Source organism: Haloarcula laminariae (assembly GCF_025457605.1).
GTDB classification, from domain to species: domain Archaea; phylum Halobacteriota; class Halobacteria; order Halobacteriales; family Haloarculaceae; genus Haloarcula; species Haloarcula laminariae.
This window is the reverse complement of record NZ_JAMZFY010000004.1, coordinates 1-19865: the sequence shown is the minus strand read 5'-3', so window position 1 is coordinate 19865 and position 19865 is coordinate 1. Positions and strand designations below refer to the sequence as shown.

Here is a 19865-nt window from a genome sequence, read left to right as displayed (position 1 = left end):
GGTCGGTACGAGTAGCGTCGGCGCTACTTAACCAACATAGGCGGGATCTGTGCCGGCATGTTGGTTAAGGCTATTCATCGCACCATCCACGCCCCGGTCGAGACGGTCGACAAGCTGACGGCCAACACGAGTTGCACGCTGACCAGGACCTCGGCACTGGGCGCGTACGGCTTCGCGAGGCCGACGACCGCGAACAGAAACTGTGCGATGATATTCAATTTTGATTGAGGAGACCGGGAAGGCGACGAAATGGCGGGTAGGCAAACCGTTTTCCGCGGCGCAGTGGATATCCCGAGCGGCGGCAGGTTAGTACCGAACGAGAACGGCTGTCCGTCAGAGTAAGCATGAGTAGGAGTACCAGCGACGTTGCAGCTCCCGTCAGCACGATGGGGGCAGGAACTGTCCTAACTCTAGGGGGCCATCCGCTGGGTCCAGGACTAATACTCTTGGCACTCGGGATGTTTCTCAACCAGGGTTAGAACTACCCGACGGGTCACCGTCGGTCCTACTCATTTGATGCAAGAGTAAGCATGGTAGGAGCACCTTTGCTACCGACGTGGCCGCCGGCTAACGTAGGTGCACCAGCGTACGTTGGTCAACTACTTGCGGCGATCAGTGGGCAGTACCCACGAGGCCGCATCGCGGTTGTTTCCTTTCATACGCTGATTGCTTCCCTCGGGAAACGCCTCATATCCTCGAGGGCGTTTGAAGATTTTCACCCCAAACAATTCAATCTATTGGAGATTGCGATGGATTCGAGTCTACTCCAGTGTCGTAATGACTTGTCCAATAAGACGTTATGTGGTTAGTAGAGATTCTCTCGATGTCCAACGTCGCTAACGCGAAGGACTTCGGCGTCTTGATCAACGGACATGAAAACCCGAAGGTCATCCCCCACTCGTAGCCGGCCATCAGCAGCGCGTGTGTGAACTTCCTTGTAATCCCACTCCCATGGCTGACGGAACTCGTTTGTCGCGATGTCGTAGAGTTTGTTGACGACGATATCCTTCCTGTTGCGGTCGATACCCGAGTACACGTCCGCTGCGTCGTTGTTGTAGTCGATGATGTAGGTCATGTAACAGGCCCTAGCCCTATGCGTCCTCTGCGAGCTCCATCAGCCGCTGTGCCGTTTCAGTCACCATCTCTTCATCCCGAATCATGTCGTCTTCCAAAGCACTGAAGTCCTCTGTCAGCTCCCAAAACCGAACGTTAGCCTCGTGGTTGGACTTAACAACGCCCTGTTCCTCGAAGTAGTTCAAACGGCGTCGTGCCGTCGCTTCGCTGTAACCGACGATTTCCGCAAGCTGTGGTGCAGTGATGAAGACATCGTGCAGTTCGCGGCCTTGGAAATCGCGGCCCCGAGTCCCGACGTACGAGAGGAGAGCTTCACGCGCAGACACAGGTTCATCTCCATTATCTCGGTCCGGACCACTTGGGTCACGAACCGGCTCGTGAGGTTCCGGAGGAGCGCGCCGGCTTGGAACACATGTCTGTACTTGGATGGCCAAGAGCGCCGCGAGGGTTGGCAGGTAACTCGCCATATTATATATGTATGAGCGAGGTATTAAAAAATCACCGGTCTTCAATCACAGTGAACGATTGAGGTTTATATTCTCATAGAACACTCACATTAGCCCGTATATGATTGGGGTTAGAGGACGCTAACAAGAATATTACTGCGAATTGTATAATATATTTCAAATCAGTCTCTTCTGTGAATCGCTCACATTGTCTGCTCTCTTGAACCCCCAGCAACTGCTAGGAGCTACACGCGCGTCACTCCCGCAGCCGCTTCACGAGATCATCAATCTCGACATCGCCGGTATCGACCGATTCATTCCCGTCCTCTGTTTCAGTCGCCGGAACCCCAATATCCTCATCCACGACAGGTGTCTGCCCCTGTCGGTCATGCAGCGTGCGCTCGGCATCCCCAAACGTCCCTGGCATCGACTCACCGATGATGTGTCCGTCTCCGCTTCGGTATCCCCAGCCGTTCGCGTCCGTGTTGTTGTGATGCATGATGTGTGGTTTCTGTTGGTCGCTCACTCTCGCCGCCAGAACTCGTCCGCCCAGGACTTCTCGTAGAGCTTGAGCTGGATTTCCTCGCGCTTCTCGTAGGTGTCGTCGACGCCGCCGAGGTAGTAGCCGACACCCTCCTCAAGCTCGACATCCTCGGTCCAAACTGTGCAGATGACCGGCTCCGATACCGTATCGTCGCCGAGCGCCACACGCTGATACGGTTGGTGTGAGGCAACGTCTTCGATCCAGTTGACGAATCCTTTCGTCCTGACCCAGCCGTGCGTCCCATCGAGGTCACCCAGCTTCATGAACGGCGGCCCGCTCATCGCTGCCCACCTCCCGAGGACAGCGTCACTCCGCCCGTTGTCCGCTGGTCGGGGAGCACGGCATCGCACCAGGGACAGGTCCTGCTCGCTCGGAGCGGGTCGTAGAGTTCGTCGCATGCCGAACAGACCGAGAGTCCTTCCGTGTCGATGCGGCCGTCGTTGATGAGCTCCGTCCGAAGCAGACCACCTCGGACGACGAACAGCACGTTGTAGGGCGGGTACAGACGCGTGAACCGTGCGTTGCACTCGGGGGCACGAACGGGGATCGCCGCCTTCCATCCCTCTTCGAGAGAGATCTCTGCGGGCGTGCGTGCTTCCCACATCTCAGGTGCGTGTGGGCGGTTGATGGGCGGGACGTATGACTCGTCGTGCGTGTAGTGATCGAACATTGTACAGTGTTGATTCCCTGTCTGCCGACGGCGGTACTCAGCCAGATATCGCGGCATCGCTGGACAGCGTCGCCACTGGGCGTGGGACGCAAATTCCGAGAGAACAGCCGCTATCGACGACTACTGGTCGTCGAGTCAGTCACAACTCTTCACAATGAGGACAGTGCTGAGTACCGACTGTCGAAGACTTCGAATACATCGCGCGGGAATTAGCGCGCGTGTTCATAAGAACGGTCTGCGGACAGTTGGTGACCCCTCGATGAAAGACTTCGGAGGATGAGCCCTCGCTGGAAACCCTGCTAAGGGCTTCCTTCGCGCGAGCGTACTGTTTCCCGAGAGCCAAAGCTCGAAATGGACAGTCTTGTTGAAGTCTTATGACTTCGAGGTGGCCAAATTCGGCCGCGATAAGGGCCGGCCAGCGGCTTCCCCATTCGGGGAACCTCACTGACCGAACCGCCTCAATTACGCATATTGTCGCAAGAAGTACTTAAAAGACTGCGTATGATCGTCAGAGATGCTCTACCGGCAAAGATCAACAGGCAGCCTACTGCAGTGGCTGGTTCTCCCGCTCGAAGTATCCGATTCGTTTGAGTTCCGCTTTGACGAGTTGGGTCACGCTGTAATGATCATCATCGGAGACGCCATGCAGGGTGCAGAGATCGTTGAAATCCGAATTTTGGCTGAAGCGATCCGGAAAATCCTGCTGGCTCGCCTCCGATAGATCCACCTCTGTCGGGTCATTTCCTTGCAAAAAGTAACGTCTCCGCTCACGATTGACGACAATCCCGATCGTACAGAGGGCAACCTTCTCGATCCGTTTTTGCTGCCCGAAACGGTCGAGGTTCATCTGGCTCATCGCAGCGACGGCCCGCCGTTGCTGGTAGGTAGGAACGTCGAGGGTCGAACAGAGTGATCCAGTGATGCGTTTCTTATCGCGTGCGGCCTCGCGAGTGCTGTGATCGCCGTCGCTGTGGTGACGACCCTCGTTCAGTCGGATGAGTCGCTCGATGTTCCCGTTCGCCGTCCCGACCCCAATCCGTGTCTCTCCGAACGGATCATATCCCGTCGTGTAGGCGTCGGGCTGGTGGTCGCGCAACTGCTGTGCGGACGGGACCAGTTCCGGATCCTCATCCACCTCGTTGTCAGTCTCCGTCTCGTTCGTCGCTTCGGTAGCCTGCACGCGTTCTCCGGCCATCGGTATCTTGTCGCCGTCTGGTAGAATTACGGCAGTCCATTTAGTCTTTGAGTCAATTGACGACTTGTCCAATATGCCGTTTGACGACGACTGGGTATGAAATGTGTCGGGGATGAAATAGCGTATATGCCAGTATGTCCCGAATGTGGTCAAGAAAACTCAAGACCAAATCATAAGCAAATCGACCCAAACGACAAAGCGCACATCGATACTATAGAACCAGACAGTGGTCATAGTACTGTAGGACCAGAAGACGACTCACATATAGACATTTCAGCACCACCAATAATATGCTCCAATTGCAGCGAAACATACTACCGCTAATATTTTGTGGCTTTGTCTGACGTACTGTAATATATTCATTCTTCGAGATGTGTCACGGAGTCCGGCGAACGTCGTAGTTTGGAGTAAACCCCGACGTTCGCACAGTAACGGCTTTCCGAATAAAGCGTTGGAATAGATCGTTGACGTCGAAATAGATCGCCAATACCGCTGATTAGCGCACGCACGCGCGTGCGGGAACCTTTAGGCCCCTCAGGGCAATGGATTTGATAACAGTGGCTGAAAAGGACTATATCAAGTCGGCTGGCCTGTCACACCTCCGACTGCGTTTTCATCTTGTCACATCAGATGGAGAAGTTTCAGAGTTTTTGATACAGCTTGAATACAATCACCAACTGGTTGACACAGGCCCAGACAGTTGGTGTGCCATTGCGAGATTTGATCATAACCCACAGGCGCCAGATGGTCATGACGTGACGGAAGAGGGGTTGCATCTAGATTTACTCAATCCAGATGGCTCGAAATACGACGTGCGGCGTGGGTTCGGACCAGTCCTACTCGGAGATTGTCCGACCTTCTGTGAAAACTATCTTTTGAGCCGAGCAGAGAAGCTTCTAATCAACTACGAGAAGCGGAATGATATTTCGGACGGTCTTTTCCGGTCGTAACTACCACTCGTCTTCCGGCACGGATTCGAGCTCATCTAAATCCGGATAGTCGTATTCACCGTCAAGCTCGAAATCAGATTGAGGGCGACCAGTCATCTCAGCAAGAACAGCCGCTACTGGCTCGTCTCGCTCTTCTGGCTCGGGTTTCGGCTGGAATTTTGCCATTGCTGAGTTCCTTTTTTAGAGGGTCTGTCTGTGGATAACTCGAAGTACTCCACATGAAGCAGGCCTCTTACGCTTGTTACTGAACAGTAATAGCTTCTCATCGTACAAAAATGTGCCGTGTGGCGTGCACAGTGTAATGAAATATTCGCTGAGTGGTCAATTCCCTACGAAACTCGTATTACGACTTATCCGAAAAGTCGTAATAGATTATCCGTCTATCAGGGCCTATACCGTACAATACGGGATTAGTGGCTCTTGATAGGGTAGCGTAGTTACGGTTCCTAGACTAATCGTAATAGCCTCTTAGGGTATGGACGTTTACTTTAGAGCTATTTGATTAAATCATTCCGCGAACCGCGAACATCGTCTTCATTGAATATACTACTGCGTTGTTTGATTCGTTCAGGAGAGATGGTCTGCTTTGTGCCGTCCCACTCGATTTCCTCTTCTCGTGTGTGATCTTGGAACAGTGAGTTCTCTCGCAGTTCCTTGGGGTTAGTCGTCCACGTTCGTATCCACCCTTCAAGATGTCCTCCGTGATCGTCTTTGAGTATCACTCGGACCGGAATATCTGAGACTTCTTGATTCAGACCACCCGATTCAGAATATATCGAGTGGTCGTTGATTGTATCGGGGTATCCGGCTGGATGTATGCGTAGGCCTCGGGAATCGTTTGTCGCGGGATTCAGACAGTGTAGGATATCGGACGTATCTATCCGATCAATCAACGTCCACACAGCCATCCCACCGGCCAATTTTTCAGGACGGTCAGCACCGATCTTATCATATACCGAGTCAATCTCATACATACTGTATATCCTCTCTTCCTGATAAATTATCTTTGGGGACGGTCAAGAATACAGTTCGTGGATCCGACGACAGAAACGAAGCGCCTCGACGAACTTGAAACTGGTTGGATTGATTATGGGACAGAACTGTAGTCCTCTCCCAGATGGGAGTTAATGCAATTCTTTAAACATAGACCGGGTATGGGAGAATACATGGCCGTCGCTACCTACGTTCGTGTCTCGACGACCGACCAAAACCTCAACCGGCAACTCCAAGCCACCCACGACTACGCAGTCGACGAACTCGGTGTCGAACCCCCCGCCATCGAAGTGTATCGCGACAAGTCTACCGGGACTGATGTCGAACGGTCGGGCTACCAGGAATTGATTTCTGACGCCGAGGACGGCCGCCTCGACGCCGTCGTCGTGCATGAAGTGTCTCGCGTGGCCCGCAGTATCTCTGATCTTGAACGAACCGTACAACGGCTACGTGAGGCCGGTGTCGCCGTGCATATCGTGTCCGAACGAATGGTCTTGCGGCCCGACGAGGAAGATGAAGATCCCTACCAGCGGGCGTTGTTCCAGATGCTGGGCGTCTTCGCCGAACTGGACGCGAAAATCAAACGCCAGAACATCCGGCAGGGCATCGCCGCCCGTCAGGAAAGCGATGAGTACAACCACGGCCCCGCACCCATCGGCTTCGAAAAAGACAACGGCGAACTAGCTGAGGCCGGCGACTATCATCGCGTCTGTGAAATCCTCGAACGTGTCGCCCGTGACGAAATGAGTCAACGAGAAGCGGCGAAGGAACTTGCCTGTGCCAGAAAGACTGTTCGGACGGCCGTTCGAGATCGGCCCGAGCTGTACGGTATTGCCTAGTCGACGACCCCTTCGCTAATGCGGAACAATTCCTGCGATAGAAGTCGTCTACCGACTGAAAACGAACATTTACACTCTGCAAAAGGGGTGGTCCCCTTGTCCATTTACACTCTGCAAAAGGGGTGTCCCGCTGAAACAAGATAGAACCTCACGGCGGGTTTGTTGCGGCATTCAACGGCTCATAAGAGTCTGCGTGATAGGCAACACGCCAGAGTTTGAGAACAGCACGGGTAACGAGTGCTTCGACAGATTGCTTGATGCAAGATTCTTCAACATCATCTGGGTCAGAGGTGGCTTCAGGGGGCGGGTGATAGTGCTCGAGTCCTGGAACGTTGATGTAATCCCCGCCATGTGGATGGCTGCCCCAGCGGAAGTTCACGCCGTCAGCGTCCGTATAGTGAAATTTGTAGTCTGATCGAGTCGTCCACTGAACGTCAATTCGTGCAGATTCGGCCTCACAGAGGCCGTCATCGAGTGGGACCTCGAGGACTGTCGGATTGAGATAGTCATCAAGCGATGGCGCTGCGAGCGGCTCTTCTCTCTCGATGATGTCACGGACCGTGAGCAGAGCTGGCCGGTCGATCGAGCCCCGTAACGAGTGGAGTTCGTCTGTCTCGTTGCTCTCTCCCATCTCTTAGACGGGGACACCATCGTCAGTTGTTCGTGAGTCACCGTCGACAAATCGCTCGGCGTTCGCGATCGAGAGTGCAGCGTTCGCAAAGGCAAGATTTCGACGCGTCGTTTGCCACTCTTGGAGGGTCTCACTGTCGATTTCAGATTGATTAGATCCAGCCTCTGACAATGTCTGATTTGTCTGCTTGATCGACAGCTCCTCGGGTGAGTCGACGCCGTGTTCTGCCCGAAAGTCATTGAGTTGTTCACGCATCTCTGCGATACGTGTGCTGAGCTCGTCAGTCGAAACGTGTTCGAGGATATCTGCGGCCTGCTCAACGACGAGCGATTCTGGCGACCGCCGATATATTGTCCCACCATGTTCTCCGGTTGCGGTAACGACGAATCCCTCATCTGCGAGTAGGTTCAAGTGTTTTCGCGCTGTTTTCGGTGAGGTCTGTGCGTCTTCAGCAACAGTCTCAGCCGATACTGCCGAGTACGTGTGCGCGATAACGTGACGAACCCGCTCGTAGGGAGTTGTTTCCGATTTCCACTCGTCACTGACTGCCTCATTGATGTCTTCAAACTCGGCCGGGTGGGGTTCGTCGGTCATATCTACACCAACAGCATAAAGAAGTATAGTGCTTTGGTATAGTACCATTCTACGCTTCTGGGGGTGTATTAGTTCACCATGTGGACGCGAGGCGGGCACAGTCGATAAACCATCTACTGCTATAGGCATGTCAGCTACTCGTCTGACGCAGAGTTAAGACAATTCACCCAGATTATCTGGATAAGCTGGGATTTCCAGATATGCCAGATAAGCCAGATATCCGTTCCCCGACACGTATCGCAATCTCGAATCAGAAGGGTGGAGTCGCCAAAACAACCGACGCGATCAACATCGCTGGGGCGCTAGCGGCCCGAGGCCAGCGTGTGCTCCTCTGGGATGCTGATCCACAAGGCTACCTCACGATGGGGGTTGGCTTTGACGATGCCTATACTGCCGATGCCCCCAATCAATACACGGCACTGAAACAGCCGGGCAGTCACGATGTTGGGGATCTCATTCTCACTCATGACGAGTTTGATATCGTTCCGGCGAACATCGATATGTTCCAACTTGAACAAGAATTGGTTTCGGCAATGCGAGGGCGAGAGCGTGTTTCACAGCTCTTGGCTGATGTCGAAGGCTATGACTTCGTTATCATGGACTGTCCGCCGTCTCTGGGTCACCTCACTGACAACGCGCTGCTCGCCTGCGAGAATATCGTCATCCCGGCTGAAGCAGAGGACACCAGTATCCGGGCCCTCGATATCCTCTTCAACCAGATTGATACGCTGGAAGAGAACTTCGACGAGACGACAATTACCGAACAGGCCATTGTCGTTTCGAATATTGACTACCCGCTTGACGGAGAACAGAAATCAATGTTGGAGTGGTTCGACGATACTTTCGGCGATTATATCCCAATCTATGAGTTCCGGAATCGAGCTGCGGTGAAGCGGGCGTTCAACGACGGGGTCTCAATCTTCGGCAGTGACGAGGAGTGTGATCAAGAGGATGAACTCCTCCAATTGGCTGATCATCTCATCGAGAATCGAGGTGAGATGGTATGAGTGACAAGCGTGACGAGAAGCAGAACGATATGAGCAATCGACTCGCCAACCGGTTCGACGATGAAGCAGATAACCAAGATAATCTGGAGCATATTGTATAGAAGAACAAACACAACTATCTCCCGTCTTGCGTTTTGGTATTCTAATACTTACTAGATAACAAACATCTTGCTTACGTACTTTTAATCCTCATATTGAAACAATATTCTATACTTATTCTTGTTTCAATGGTAAAAACTTTTATTGTGACAATCAGTAATACTGAGTATGGTCAGACCTGTCAAAATTACTCTCCCGGAACAGGACGACGAGATTGGGACGAGGTTGCCAGAGCCAGACGGAGAAATGTTCGATAAGTTGAAAGAAAAGTACAACTTCCCTTACGATTCGGAAGCTGCACGATGTTTCCTGAAACTGGGTATGATGTCGGCTGTAGACAACGACCCTCGACACGTAACGGCATCTGAGACAAACGAAGACTTTTCGCCAGTCACTATCCGACAACTAGTACCTGAAGGAGCCGACAATGCTGTCGATATGACCGACGAGTTCTGGGAGCAAATTCTCCGGGATGAGATGATGGATATCGTCGCAGACGACCCGGCGATACATCGAGACGGATTCAAAATCTACAAATGACGATAGAGTTCGACTCTGACACTCGGCCCCGGCGCGACGACGAATCCTTGCTTGAGTACTATCTTCATTTTCGGGGAAAAGAACTCGAACCGAGCTCAAAGAGGGACTACAGGAGTGGCTGGAGCAACTTACAGGATTTTCTCGAAGCGGAAGGCTACACGCTATCTGATATAACTAAACAGGAAGCCCTAGAATGGTGTGAGTTTTTACGGGCGAGAGATATCAAAGAGAGCACCGCTGAGAAATCCGTGAGTGCTCTAAGCAAGATGGTAGATGATCTGAAACAAACGCCAGAGGTCAGAGGGGGGAGCCCATTTCAGGACGCACTTGATACCGACCCATTCAGTTACGACGATTCGACGAACAAACTCGAAGTCCCTCTTGACTCTCTCCGCCGGGCGATCTTTGATATCGGTCATCCAGTCACACTATTCGCGTTCGTTGTGCTGCTGAAGACCGGATTACGATGCTCGGAACTAGTGAATCTCGACGAGCGTGACGTAAATCTTGACCGACCGATTTCGGAAGCCCTAGATGCCCCACGGCCAGAAATACGAGACAAACCGAACACACTCTACATCGATTCAGCAATATGTGAGGGCGATACGGTCAACGGTGAAGTGCGGGAACACGGAAATAAGCCGAAGTCGTATCGTCAAATCCCACTCGATGTAGAGACAGTTGACCTGTTTGAGTGGTATCTCGGGCTGGCTCCGAATTCAAAGTCGCCAGCCAATCCGATTGTCAAAGTGTTCGGGTACGGGAAGAGCAACACAGAAATAGGAGACAGGATGGGATGTCACGGAGTATGGCGTAGAATTGTCGCTGTTGCAGAGGAACACGGTTGGGACGTGGATGATGGGGGGGTGACGCCGCATTGGTGCCGACACTGGTTCACCACGCAATTACGGGGACGGATCGACGATGGCGAGGTGCCCCTCGGTTCAGCAAAAGAGTACGTACAAGGGCTCCGAGGAGACACAGATGACTCGGTCATCAGCACGTACACCCAGGACTGGGATATCAACGAAGACAGCAAGAGCTACCCCGAGGTCTACCGAGATAACATTCCGACATTGCTCAACGACTCGCACGAAGAGGGTGAGATCACATGCCCTTCGTGTGGCCGTGAGCCGCCTGCTGTGACGTTTTCTGCAATGGAGCCTGTTGATGGCGAAGGTGTCCTCTGCAATCCCTGTGCGCGAGAGGAGTATGTCTCAATCTAGCTATCAGATATATCGAGAATCTACAGGTGATATCGAATATGAATCATAAAGACGAGACCTTGCCGACGCCGGGTCCGAACGAACCAGTCCCGGCGTGGAATGAGTACCGCCAGCTGCGCGAGGCCGTCCACGACTATCTGGACCACGACCCGGGCGACCCGGCGTGGGACGACATCTGGCGGGCGCTCGGCGCAATCATGGGCGAGTTTCAACGCGATGCCTTCGCCCAAGCGTTCGACCTCGACGAGCCTGCCGAGCAAGCCTGCATACGCCGGCTCATCACGGGCGATGAGGAGTGCCCCCACTCACCGCTGGAAGCCGACAGTGACCCGACTGGGCCGCCTCACAGCCCGCCAGCAGACGACCATTCAACACTCTGGCTCGACGATGGAGATCCCGCGCTGTATTCGATGCACGTCTATCCGGGGAACATCGAGCGGTTGGATTCCAAAGAGCCGCCGCATAACCTCTGGTTCGACGTCTTCGAGTTCGCTGCCGAGTGGGGCCTGGAAGTCTCGATCCTCCCGAAGTCCTGGTACAGTCTCGGCACGGCTGTTCAAATCGTATTCTACCCGCCGGAACGGTATCGGAACAACGAACAGAATTAGTCTCGGTACAGATGTAGAAATTGAGCGCTAACCGAAGACACCCCTCGTTTGGAGTGAGATCTATTCGAGACTCTCCCTGAGGACCCAAAAATTCGTGTTTTGATTCAGGCAGCAATACTGATAACATTGGCCTGATATCTAACTGATAGGTCCATACTCACGATATGCCTTTCACCGCGACTCGAGGGTCCGAACGTATCCTCCCCCACGAAGCGAGCGCCACTGATTCGCTTGTGTGTCCCGTCTGTGATGACGATATGAGTGTCGTGGAGGGCCATCACAGAAAGAGTGGATTTGTTGCTCGTCATTTCCGTCATCAACTCAACGATGACTGTGGTGGGGAATCGATTCCCCACCTCCGAATGAAGTCCATTGCGTACTCGAAACTCGTAGCAGAATATCCCGAGGCATCCATCGCTGTCGAGGAGTCAATTGGTACTCGTCGGGCAGATATTCTCGTGACATTTCCAGCTCCGCAGCAGCCGCTCGGGCAGGGCATCGCTGTTGAGGTTCAGCACAAAAACAACTCGAAAGACCTCTTCGCGACTGATCAGGATTACTATGAGGAAGGGTACAGCGTCCTCTGGTTGTCCAAACAGCACTATTCCGACTACGACGTAACGATAGACCATATCCAGCCTGTGTGGCCCAATGCGCTCCCTCAGCTCCGGGGATACGACGGTCTTTCTTGGCCAGCTTCGGAGTCGACGCCGTCTCTCGAGATGGACGTCCCACTTCCCCCTGATTATCTGGAGGAACACCGATCGTCGCTTCGCGAAGCATTCGAACGAGGGCAACGCCAGCGTTCAAACCGGTCATGGACGACACACCAGCACATATGGTTGAGCAAACCTCACCAGCCGACAAACCGGTCGCTGCAATTTGTCGAAGCTCCTGCTGGGGGGTTCCATCTGAAATTGAGTAAGGGAAAGAAGGGGGAGCGCCCGGATTTTGTCCATGTCCCGCTCAATGAGGGTGATCTCGATAGTCTCGAGAACGTGCATACAGTCATCACGGCAGCACTTGAGGAAGACCAAACCAAGGGCGAATGGCAGGACCTCGCTGTTCGATGGCCGAAAGCATACGATGCTCCGGTAACAGCTTGGTTGAAGGTTGTCTCAACTCCCGACAACAGCTATCTCCTGGAGCTGGGAAAGAAGGACAAAAGCGGACAGCCAGACGATGTAAAAACGGCTTTTAATCCTTCTGAGGGGTTTGAGAGCCGCCTTCGTGACTTCTTCCAAGATATTGAACCGTACCTCGCAGAGGGATAGAATCCAGTGCGCTAATCCTGTTAGCGAGATAATCTTCAGCAATCTATCTCAATCCGCTTCTTCGACCAGTGTTTCGAGCTCTGCTAACCGCGGCAGTTCTGTGATGCCACTGAACAAGACGAGTACTGACAACTTGGACTGGCTCGGTGTCGGCATATCACCGCTCCGTATCTCCGGTGACTGCAGTTCGTCCGCGAGCCACTGCTGGCCATCGGTAACCGCATCCCGAAGCAACCACGCGGGTGGCCCGGCAAACACGGTCAGGGCACTATCAGCCGAGTCCAGCGTACATTCGGCCGTCAGTTTACCACGCACTGCCCTGCGAAGTGTCGTCTCGACGGCATCGTATGCTTCAATTTCATCAATATCGTCAGATTCGTCGGTGAAAAACTGATTCCGAATTCGATCGATGACAGTGCCTTTACCGGTATCCTCACCCGTTTCCAGTTCCTGACTGGCGTAGCCAAGCGTTGCGAAATCCGCGTCTGAGAGGGTGTTAATTATTTCACTGGCATCGACGACACTCTGGCCGACAGATTCGGACTCCGTGGTCTCACCTGCCGCAAATAGTGCCCCGAGTCGAGTCACAACTGTCTCATTCAGTGACTCGGCAGCTTCATCAACTGTCTGCCCGCTGGGGAGCCAGGCTTCGTTGTCGAACAGAATCTGCGCGTCAACAGTTGCCTCCAGCGTCCGGAGTGCTTGCATCGCATTCACGGCTGCTTCGGCGTCCCACCCGGCAGGTAACACGGACACACAGTAGATTGGAATCGCGTAAATCTCTTCGAGCGCGTCGGCGATGTACGCGGTGGCTCCACCTCCTGTCCCTCCTGCCAGCCCGGCCACGAGGACGATAGCGTCGACATCGCTGGTCACCAGTGGATCAATCGCCCGCCGTACTTCGAGCCGTTCATCTTCGATGGCGGCGATGCCGTTCGTCCGATCCCTGTCTGTCCCGTTCCCATCTGTTTCGAGGAGTCCGAAGCTATGCCGCTGGTCTTCTGGGAGAACATTGAGTTCCTCGAGCGCTTGGGTATCCGTGTCGACGGCACAGGCCGCGCCGAGATACGTCGTCTCACGCTGCTCATTGTCTCGCCACAGTCGATCGACAATCCGACCCCCAGCACCACCAATTCCGACTGCCGCGACTCGCATACTCTATGTCTGGTGTCGACTGATATTAATAATCCGACATCAGTTCTTCTTCACGCGTGCAGTTGGTGATTCATGCGAGAAGCACGACCAGTTTCTTCGAGAGAGATGTCAACTCTGATTAGCGTGAGACGTATGAGCAGAAATTGACTACACAGACACGGAGCCAGCGGATAGCTCCTAAAGAGTTAATTTCGGATTTTTCGGCCGGCCCAGCAACTCAGAGGATTTGTGCACGGGCTGCAGCGATTGTGCCAGCTTCAAGAGATATTCCAGTAGCCGTGCAAGATACAGGGCGCATAGTCAGCGCTAAAGAACCCGGTCGTCAAGCCTTACAGTATACTGGCGTCAGATTCGTAGTTACTCTGGCGCTTTGCTCTCAGCTAGCAGGGACGATATGATGAGTCGCCTGACGCCACGTCGGAGGAGACCACCTGCTGCAGGTTGCGAGATATCCAGCTCAGCGGCGACTTCGTCGAGTGTTGCGCTCCGTGGTTCTTCGAAATACCCTGTTTCGAGTGCGACGAGGAGTGCTTCCCGTTGACTATCGGTCAACCCAGTGTCCGTATTTCCTAAACTCGCGTATTCGTTCACGCGAAGTAACTCGATGTCAATGTCGTTCTCTTGGGCGTAGTCCCAGATATGATGCAGGTCTGCTCGTTCTGTCAGCCAGATTGTGAACAGCCAAGCGCTTCCATTATTTTCCTTATCGAGGATAACACCGTTCGCGTCCGAAATCACCGGTGAGAGAAGTATCCCTTCGCCACTGTATTCGACGCAATATATCGCCTCCTGATCTCTGGTTTCGATGACCCGTTCGAATTCAGCAACGGTATTATCCTTCCGTAATCCCTCTTCGAGTCGGTGGAAGTCGGACGATTCGATGTAGTAATAGAAGGTTCTAGATGTTGGGTCAGTTCCCGCCTCTGAGACCGACATCACTTTCGAACTTTGGTCGTACATGACTGACTTCGTACACACTATGTCGGGATGCTCGACCCGTATGTCGGCTTTAATATCGGTCACTGGTTTCAACGTGGCATTTTATCATCTAGCTGCGAACCTATTTTCCGATACGTGACGGTAACTTATGTTACTGTGCTGGCGGCCGAGATTGTCACAATGTTAGCGTGGTCAGACAAGTAAGGTGGTGATTTCCGCTGTCGTCTCAGGGAAGCGGCCGAACAGGTCCTGGCAGTCCTAACGATGTTGTTGACCGATTGTGGTGGGCAGGAAATACTATGAGTTATCTCACGTCAAGTGTGGTTTTTGAAGTCGGTGGTCACGTTCGGAAGGGCCAGAACCGTACAAAATTTTCGCAACCCCATATAAATACGTTATACGGATAACCTACACAACAATCCAGTTCGAGGTGCTTTTTCTCGTATAATGGCTGCAGGAGATCTAGTGCTGACAGGGCTGATGGCCGTCCTCCTCGTCGGCATCACCGCAGTACTCACGCGTATCGAGAACTGGCGGTCATACACGCCACTGGCCGGCGGTGGAACAGCGACCGGTGAAGATTCTGTCGTCCTCAACCGGGAGAAACCCACTGGGCTAATTCGCTGGCTAACGACCGTTGATCACAAAGACATCGGCTTACTGTACGGATTGTACGCCATCATCGCCTTCGCCGTCGGGGGGATCATGGCGATGCTCATTCGCATCCAGCTCATCGTCCCTGGCGGGGCGATTCTGGGAACGAACGCGTACAACTCTATCCTAACGAGTCACGGTATCACGATGCTGTTCCTCTTCGGGACACCCATCATCGCGGCCTTCGCGAACTACTTCATCCCGCTGCTAATCGGAGCCGACGACATGGCGTTCCCGCGTATCAACGCAATCGCCTTCTGGCTGCTTCCGCCCGCCGCCCTCCTCATCTGGGCCGGCTTTTTCCTCGCCCCTGTCACTGAGAATATGATCGAACCGGCCCAGACCGCGTGGACGATGTACACGCCGCTGTCTGTCGAGCAGACTAACCCCGGCGTGGACCTGATGTTGCTGGGCCTGCACCTCTCCGGTGTCGCGACGACGATGGGTGCCATCAACTTCATCGTGACCGTCTTCACCGAGCGGGGTGAGGACGTCAACTGGGCGAACCTCGACATCTTCTCGTGGACTGTCCTCACTCAGTCGGGGCTCATCCTCTTTTCATTCCCGCTGCTGGGCAGCGCCATCGTTATGCTCCTGATGGATCGCAACCTCGGGACGACGTTCTTCGCCGTCGAGGGCGGTGGTCCGCTCCTGTGGCAGCACCTGTTCTGGTTCTTCGGCCACCCCGAGGTGTACATCCTCGTGCTGCCGCCGATGGGGCTCGTCTCCCTCATCTTGCCGAAATTCTCCAGTCGGGAGCTGTTCGGCTTCAAGTTCGTCGTCTACTCCACGCTGGCTATAGGCGTGCTTTCCTTTGGCGTGTGGGCCCACCATATGTTCTCAACGGGGATGGACCCACGCCTGCGGGCCTCCTTTATGGCTGTCTCGATAGCTATCTCGATACCCAGCGCGGTCAAGACGTTCAACTGGATTACGACGATGTGGAACGGTCGCCTTCGACTGGCCACGCCAATGCTGTTCTGCATTGGCTTCATCTCAAACTTCATCATCGGCGGCGTCACTGGCGTTTTCCTCGCCTCGATACCCATCGACCTGATTCTGCACGACACCTACTACGTTGTCGGCCACTTCCACTATGTCCTAATGGGCGCTATCGCTTTTGGTGTCTTTGCGGGCATCTACTACTGGTTTCCCGTCTTTACCGGCCGGATGTACCAGCGCAAGCTCGGCAAAGCCCACTTCTGGCTCTCGATGATCGGGACTAACCTCACGTTCTTCGCGATGCTGGCACTCGGTTACCTGGGTATGCCTCGCCGGTACGCGACTTACCAGCTTGACGGCGCTATCGCGCCGCTGGCACAGGTCTCGACGTTCCACCAACTGGCCACTGCCGGCGCATTCATCCTACTGGTCGGCCAGCTTATTTTCGTCTGGAACCTTCTCCAGTCCTGGTTGGAGGGGCCAAAAATCGAGGACGGCGATCCGTGGAACCTCGAACGCGACGGGATGCTCGACAAGGAGTGGACCTGGTTCGACCGCAAGCTGGAGACGGCTATCACCGACGGCGGCGAGGACGAGGAGGAGTCCACGTTGACCGACGGAGGTGAGCCGAGCGAAGCGAGGCGAACCTCATCGGACGTGTCCGATGGCGGTGAGCCAAAGGACGACTGACGCTGCTAATATTGATGACTATGCTCATTTTGCTAATATCCGCTTAAGTATTACAGTACGTTGTATACTCTGAATCGAATTCTCGTGGCGGTGGTTGCTGGAATTGTGAACCCATCTCCTTCGATGTATAGGGGTTTTCCAACACGGTCAATAGCCCCTTGAATTTCGATAGACTCTCAGTTTCGAGATACGCATCCAGTGCCTTTTCGACCAGGTAGTTGCGGGGGATATACCTCGGATTGGCTTCCTGCATCAACTCTTTATCTAGACCGACAGCAGCCAACTTATTCTTCAACTGTTCGAACTCTGCAGTTGCAAACACGGGGTCATTAAACGTACCAGGCGTCTCTAATTCTAGGAAGGTATTGGTATAGTCTGCGTTCGATTTGCGAAGCCACTCTATGAATTCATCGACGAGCTCGTCCTCACCATCTGAGTTGATTCCCAGTTTCTTCCGCATCATCGTGTAGTATTGCGCATCAAACCGATTCTCAAATTCGTCCAGTTTGCCTTCGAGTTCATCATATGTGAGCGCTGATTGCGTACACAGCGGTTGGAGTGCCTCTGCAAACCGTTCAAGATTCCACCGCAAGATGGGTCGCTGGTTGCCGAATGCATATCGGCCGTGCTTGTCGATCGAGCTGAAGACCGTCTCCTCATCATAATAATTCATGAACGCACAGGGTCCGTAATCAAATGTTTCTCCATCGACACTCATGTTGTCTGTATTCATGACCCCATGGATGAATCCGACACGCAGCCAGTCCACAACCATCTCAATCGATGACTGCATGACTGCATCGAAGAACTCTAGATACGTGCGATCTTTCGCATTTAGCTGCGGGTAGTGCCTGTCGATAACATAGTCAGTGAATCGCTGTAGTTCGTCGGATGCTTGGCCTGCAACATACTGGAAGGTCCCATATCGAATGTGACTATTCATCACTCGGACAAGGATGGCCCCAGGTTCTGTCCGTCGTCGTTCGACTGGTTCGTCAGTTTCGACGACTGCCAGACTTCTCGACGTCTTAATGTTTAGATTCTGCATCGCATACGAATACAGATACTCTCTGAGCATCGAGCTGACAGTCGCGTCGCCATCGCCTCTTCCGGAGTACGGCGTTCGACCAGACCCTTTCAGTTGAATATCGTATCTCTTACCATCGTGCACATGTTCGCCGAGTATCATCGCTCTCCCATCGCCCAGAACTGTAAAACTTCCATACTGGTGGCCTGCATATGCTTGGGCGATTGGCTCTTCCAAGAGATCTTGGCCTGCTAGAATTTTAGCATTGAGCTCTGCTGTATCCAATCCAAGATCAGCACATAGCCCGTCATTGAGAAGCAAAATCTCGGGGTTAGCGATACTTTTGGGCGTTACTCTCGAATAGAGGTTCGAGTCTAAATTTTTGTAAGTGGTATCAAACGAATAGGGCATTTTGTTTCATTTAGTGTATCTTGCTTGCTTTAATAAGCTCATTTTTCATCTCCCTGTAGAGAGTCACACAGAGAAGCCGGGTCGCCGGTCCTCTGTGCCACTCTGATAGGAGTTGGGAAAGACTACGGCTCCCGGTAGCTGGGGCAATCCCCGGGTGCAATTGTCTGTCTTTCCCATACCAACCCATATTTCGAGGACAGAAAAATATTTTCGGTTTAAAAAATAGTATACGATACAGACAAAATAATACCTCTAATTCACCTAGAAATTTTTAACCCCTCGCTTCAATATCTGATACATGAGCTCAGATCAGGACCATCTCAAAGAGACCGACACCGAAGCCCGCTTTGAGTTCAAGAAGGAGGAAAAGTCCGCCTTCCAGACCGAGAAGGGCCTCACCGAGGAGACCGTCCGAATCATCTCCGAAGACAAGGACGAGCCCGAATGGATGCTCCAGCGCCGACTGCGCGCTCTAGAGCAGTTCCAGGAGATGCCGATGCCGACCGGCTGGCCCGGCGCGCCGGACCTCTCGGAAGTCGATATCGCCGACATCGTCCCCTACATCCGCCCGGACATCGAGACCCGTGGCGGCGCCGAAAACTGGGAAGACCTCCCCGAGGAGATTCAGGACACCTTCGACAAGCTGGGCATCCCGGAAGCCGAGAAGAACGCGCTCTCGGGCGTCGGCGCCCAGTACGAGTCCGAAATCGTCTACCAGAATATGCAGGAGCGCTGGGAGGACAAAGGCGTCATCTTCTGTGACATGGACAAGGCCGTCCAGGAGCACGAAGATCTCGTCAAAGAGCACTTCATGACGAAGTGCGTCCCCCCGAGCGACAACAAGTTCGCCGCGCTCCACGGCGCCATCTGGTCCGGCGGCTCGTTCGTCTACATCCCGGAAGACACGACAGTCAACATGCCCGTGCAGGCGTACTTCCGCATGAACTCCGAGGGGATGGGCCAGTTCGAGCACACGCTCATCATCGCCGAGGACAACTCCGAGGTCCACTACATCGAGGGCTGCAGTGCACCCAAGTACTCGGCGTTTAACCTCCACAGCGGCGGCGTGGAAGTGTTCGTCGGCGAGAACGCCCACGTCCAGTACTCCACCGTGCAGAACTGGTCGAAAAACACCTACAATCTCAACACCAAGCGCGCCATCTGTGAGGAGGAGGGAACGATGGAGTGGGTCTCGGGTAGCATGGGCTCGAAAGCCACGATGCTCTACCCCTCGACCGTCCTCAAGGGCCCCGGCGCGACGGACAATCATATCACCATCGCCATGGCCGGCGAAGGGCAGGACATCGACACCGGCGCGAAGGTCTACCACAACGCGCCCGACACGAAGTCCACCATC

At 53.7% G+C, this 19865-nt stretch carries 22 protein-coding genes; 9 read left to right on the top strand and 13 right to left on the bottom strand.

Annotated elements, in window-relative coordinates:
- Window positions 1-805: 805 nt before the first annotated feature.
- The 6 genes from NJQ98_RS18170 to NJQ98_RS18145 form a co-directional block, all read right to left on the bottom strand.
- Entirely contained in the window at window positions 806-1075 is a 270-nt protein-coding gene (locus tag NJQ98_RS18170) for a type II toxin-antitoxin system RelE family toxin (protein WP_262181363.1), read from the bottom strand.
- Between the two features lie 16 nt (window positions 1076-1091).
- Window positions 1092-1400: a DeoR family transcriptional regulator gene (locus NJQ98_RS18165; RefSeq protein ID WP_262181360.1), complete on the bottom strand. Its 309-nt coding sequence runs from the start codon at window positions 1398-1400 to the stop codon at window positions 1092-1094.
- Window positions 1401-1776: 376 nt separating this feature from the next.
- Window positions 1777-2046, bottom strand: coding sequence for a hypothetical protein (locus tag NJQ98_RS18160; RefSeq protein ID WP_262181357.1), 270 nt, complete (start codon window positions 2044-2046; stop codon window positions 1777-1779).
- Window positions 2043-2345: a hypothetical protein gene (locus NJQ98_RS18155; protein WP_262181354.1), complete on the bottom strand. Its 303-nt coding sequence runs from the start codon at window positions 2343-2345 to the stop codon at window positions 2043-2045. The genes NJQ98_RS18160 and NJQ98_RS18155 overlap by 4 nt, the downstream gene beginning before the upstream one ends.
- Window positions 2342-2734 (bottom strand): DUF8122 domain-containing protein, encoded by a 393-nt coding sequence (locus NJQ98_RS18150; RefSeq protein WP_262181352.1) that lies wholly within the window; start codon window positions 2732-2734, stop codon window positions 2342-2344. The genes NJQ98_RS18155 and NJQ98_RS18150 overlap by 4 nt, the downstream gene beginning before the upstream one ends.
- Before the next feature lie 544 nt (window positions 2735-3278).
- Window positions 3279-3929 (bottom strand): DNA-directed RNA polymerase subunit epsilon, encoded by a 651-nt coding sequence (locus tag NJQ98_RS18145; RefSeq protein WP_262181350.1) that lies wholly within the window; start codon window positions 3927-3929, stop codon window positions 3279-3281.
- Window positions 3930-4471: 542 nt separating this feature from the next.
- Here NJQ98_RS18145 and NJQ98_RS19165 point away from each other — a divergent pair.
- Window positions 4472-4879, top strand: a complete 408-nt coding sequence (locus NJQ98_RS19165; RefSeq protein ID WP_431357507.1) for a DUF7718 family protein — start codon at window positions 4472-4474, stop codon at window positions 4877-4879.
- Here the strand turns inward: NJQ98_RS19165 and NJQ98_RS18140 are convergent, their stop codons facing one another.
- Together NJQ98_RS18140 and NJQ98_RS18135 are read right to left on the bottom strand one after the other, a co-directional pair.
- Window positions 4880-5044, bottom strand: coding sequence for a hypothetical protein (locus NJQ98_RS18140; RefSeq protein ID WP_262181348.1), 165 nt, complete (start codon window positions 5042-5044; stop codon window positions 4880-4882).
- 329 nt (window positions 5045-5373) lie between these two features.
- Window positions 5374-5853, bottom strand: coding sequence for a hypothetical protein (locus tag NJQ98_RS18135; protein WP_262181346.1), 480 nt, complete (start codon window positions 5851-5853; stop codon window positions 5374-5376).
- Between the two features lie 180 nt (window positions 5854-6033).
- On the opposite strand from NJQ98_RS18135, the gene NJQ98_RS18130 reads away from it, so the two are divergent.
- Window positions 6034-6711, top strand: coding sequence for a recombinase family protein (locus NJQ98_RS18130; protein WP_262181343.1), 678 nt, complete (start codon window positions 6034-6036; stop codon window positions 6709-6711).
- A 148-nt stretch (window positions 6712-6859) separates the two neighbouring features.
- On the opposite strand, the gene NJQ98_RS18125 is transcribed toward NJQ98_RS18130, so the two are convergent.
- Together NJQ98_RS18125 and NJQ98_RS18120 are read right to left on the bottom strand one after the other, a co-directional pair.
- Window positions 6860-7342 carry a toxin-antitoxin system TumE family protein gene (locus NJQ98_RS18125; RefSeq protein ID WP_262181340.1) on the bottom strand — a complete coding sequence of 161 codons (483 nt, stop codon included), beginning with the start codon at window positions 7340-7342 and terminating at the stop codon, window positions 6860-6862.
- Window positions 7343-7345: 3 nt separating this feature from the next.
- Window positions 7346-7936 (bottom strand): DUF7342 family protein, encoded by a 591-nt coding sequence (locus NJQ98_RS18120; protein ID WP_262181337.1) that lies wholly within the window; start codon window positions 7934-7936, stop codon window positions 7346-7348.
- A 200-nt stretch (window positions 7937-8136) separates the two neighbouring features.
- On the opposite strand from NJQ98_RS18120, the gene NJQ98_RS18115 reads away from it, so the two are divergent.
- From NJQ98_RS18115 to NJQ98_RS18095, 5 genes are all read left to right on the top strand, one after another.
- Window positions 8137-8943, top strand: coding sequence for a ParA family protein (locus NJQ98_RS18115; RefSeq protein ID WP_262181334.1), 807 nt, complete (start codon window positions 8137-8139; stop codon window positions 8941-8943).
- A gap of 267 nt (window positions 8944-9210) precedes the next feature.
- A complete protein-coding gene (locus NJQ98_RS18110) occupies window positions 9211-9582 on the top strand; it encodes a hypothetical protein (protein ID WP_262181331.1) in 372 nt (123 codons plus the stop codon).
- Window positions 9579-10808, top strand: coding sequence for a tyrosine-type recombinase/integrase (locus tag NJQ98_RS18105; RefSeq protein ID WP_262181329.1), 1230 nt, complete (start codon window positions 9579-9581; stop codon window positions 10806-10808). Before NJQ98_RS18110 ends, NJQ98_RS18105 begins: the two co-directional genes overlap by 4 nt.
- A 38-nt stretch (window positions 10809-10846) precedes the next feature.
- Window positions 10847-11416, top strand: a complete 570-nt coding sequence (locus NJQ98_RS18100) for a hypothetical protein (RefSeq protein WP_262181325.1) — start codon at window positions 10847-10849, stop codon at window positions 11414-11416.
- Window positions 11417-11673: 257 nt separating this feature from the next.
- Window positions 11674-12690: a competence protein CoiA family protein gene (locus tag NJQ98_RS18095; RefSeq protein WP_262181323.1), complete on the top strand. Its 1017-nt coding sequence runs from the start codon at window positions 11674-11676 to the stop codon at window positions 12688-12690.
- Window positions 12691-12738: 48 nt separating this feature from the next.
- On the opposite strand, the gene NJQ98_RS18090 is transcribed toward NJQ98_RS18095, so the two are convergent.
- Both NJQ98_RS18090 and NJQ98_RS18085 read right to left on the bottom strand, forming a co-directional pair.
- Window positions 12739-13845 (bottom strand): tubulin/FtsZ family protein, encoded by a 1107-nt coding sequence (locus tag NJQ98_RS18090; protein ID WP_262181320.1) that lies wholly within the window; start codon window positions 13843-13845, stop codon window positions 12739-12741.
- Window positions 13846-14202: 357 nt separating this feature from the next.
- A complete protein-coding gene (locus NJQ98_RS18085) occupies window positions 14203-14868 on the bottom strand; it encodes a helix-turn-helix domain-containing protein (protein ID WP_348533591.1) in 666 nt (221 codons plus the stop codon).
- Between the two features lie 363 nt (window positions 14869-15231).
- Here NJQ98_RS18085 and ctaD point away from each other — a divergent pair, with 363 nt between their 5' ends.
- Complete coding sequence (gene ctaD / locus NJQ98_RS18080; RefSeq protein ID WP_262181315.1) at window positions 15232-17070, top strand: cytochrome c oxidase subunit I; 1839 nt, start codon at window positions 15232-15234, stop codon at window positions 17068-17070.
- A gap of 43 nt (window positions 17071-17113) precedes the next feature.
- Here the strand turns inward: ctaD and NJQ98_RS18075 are convergent, their stop codons facing one another.
- Window positions 17114-18508 carry a protein adenylyltransferase SelO gene (locus NJQ98_RS18075; RefSeq protein WP_262181312.1) on the bottom strand — a complete coding sequence of 465 codons (1395 nt, stop codon included), beginning with the start codon at window positions 18506-18508 and terminating at the stop codon, window positions 17114-17116.
- A gap of 298 nt (window positions 18509-18806) precedes the next feature.
- Here NJQ98_RS18075 and sufB point away from each other — a divergent pair.
- Window positions 18807-19865 (top strand): Fe-S cluster assembly protein SufB (gene sufB, locus NJQ98_RS18070; RefSeq protein WP_262181308.1); only part of this gene is annotated, 1059 nt, incomplete at its 3' end.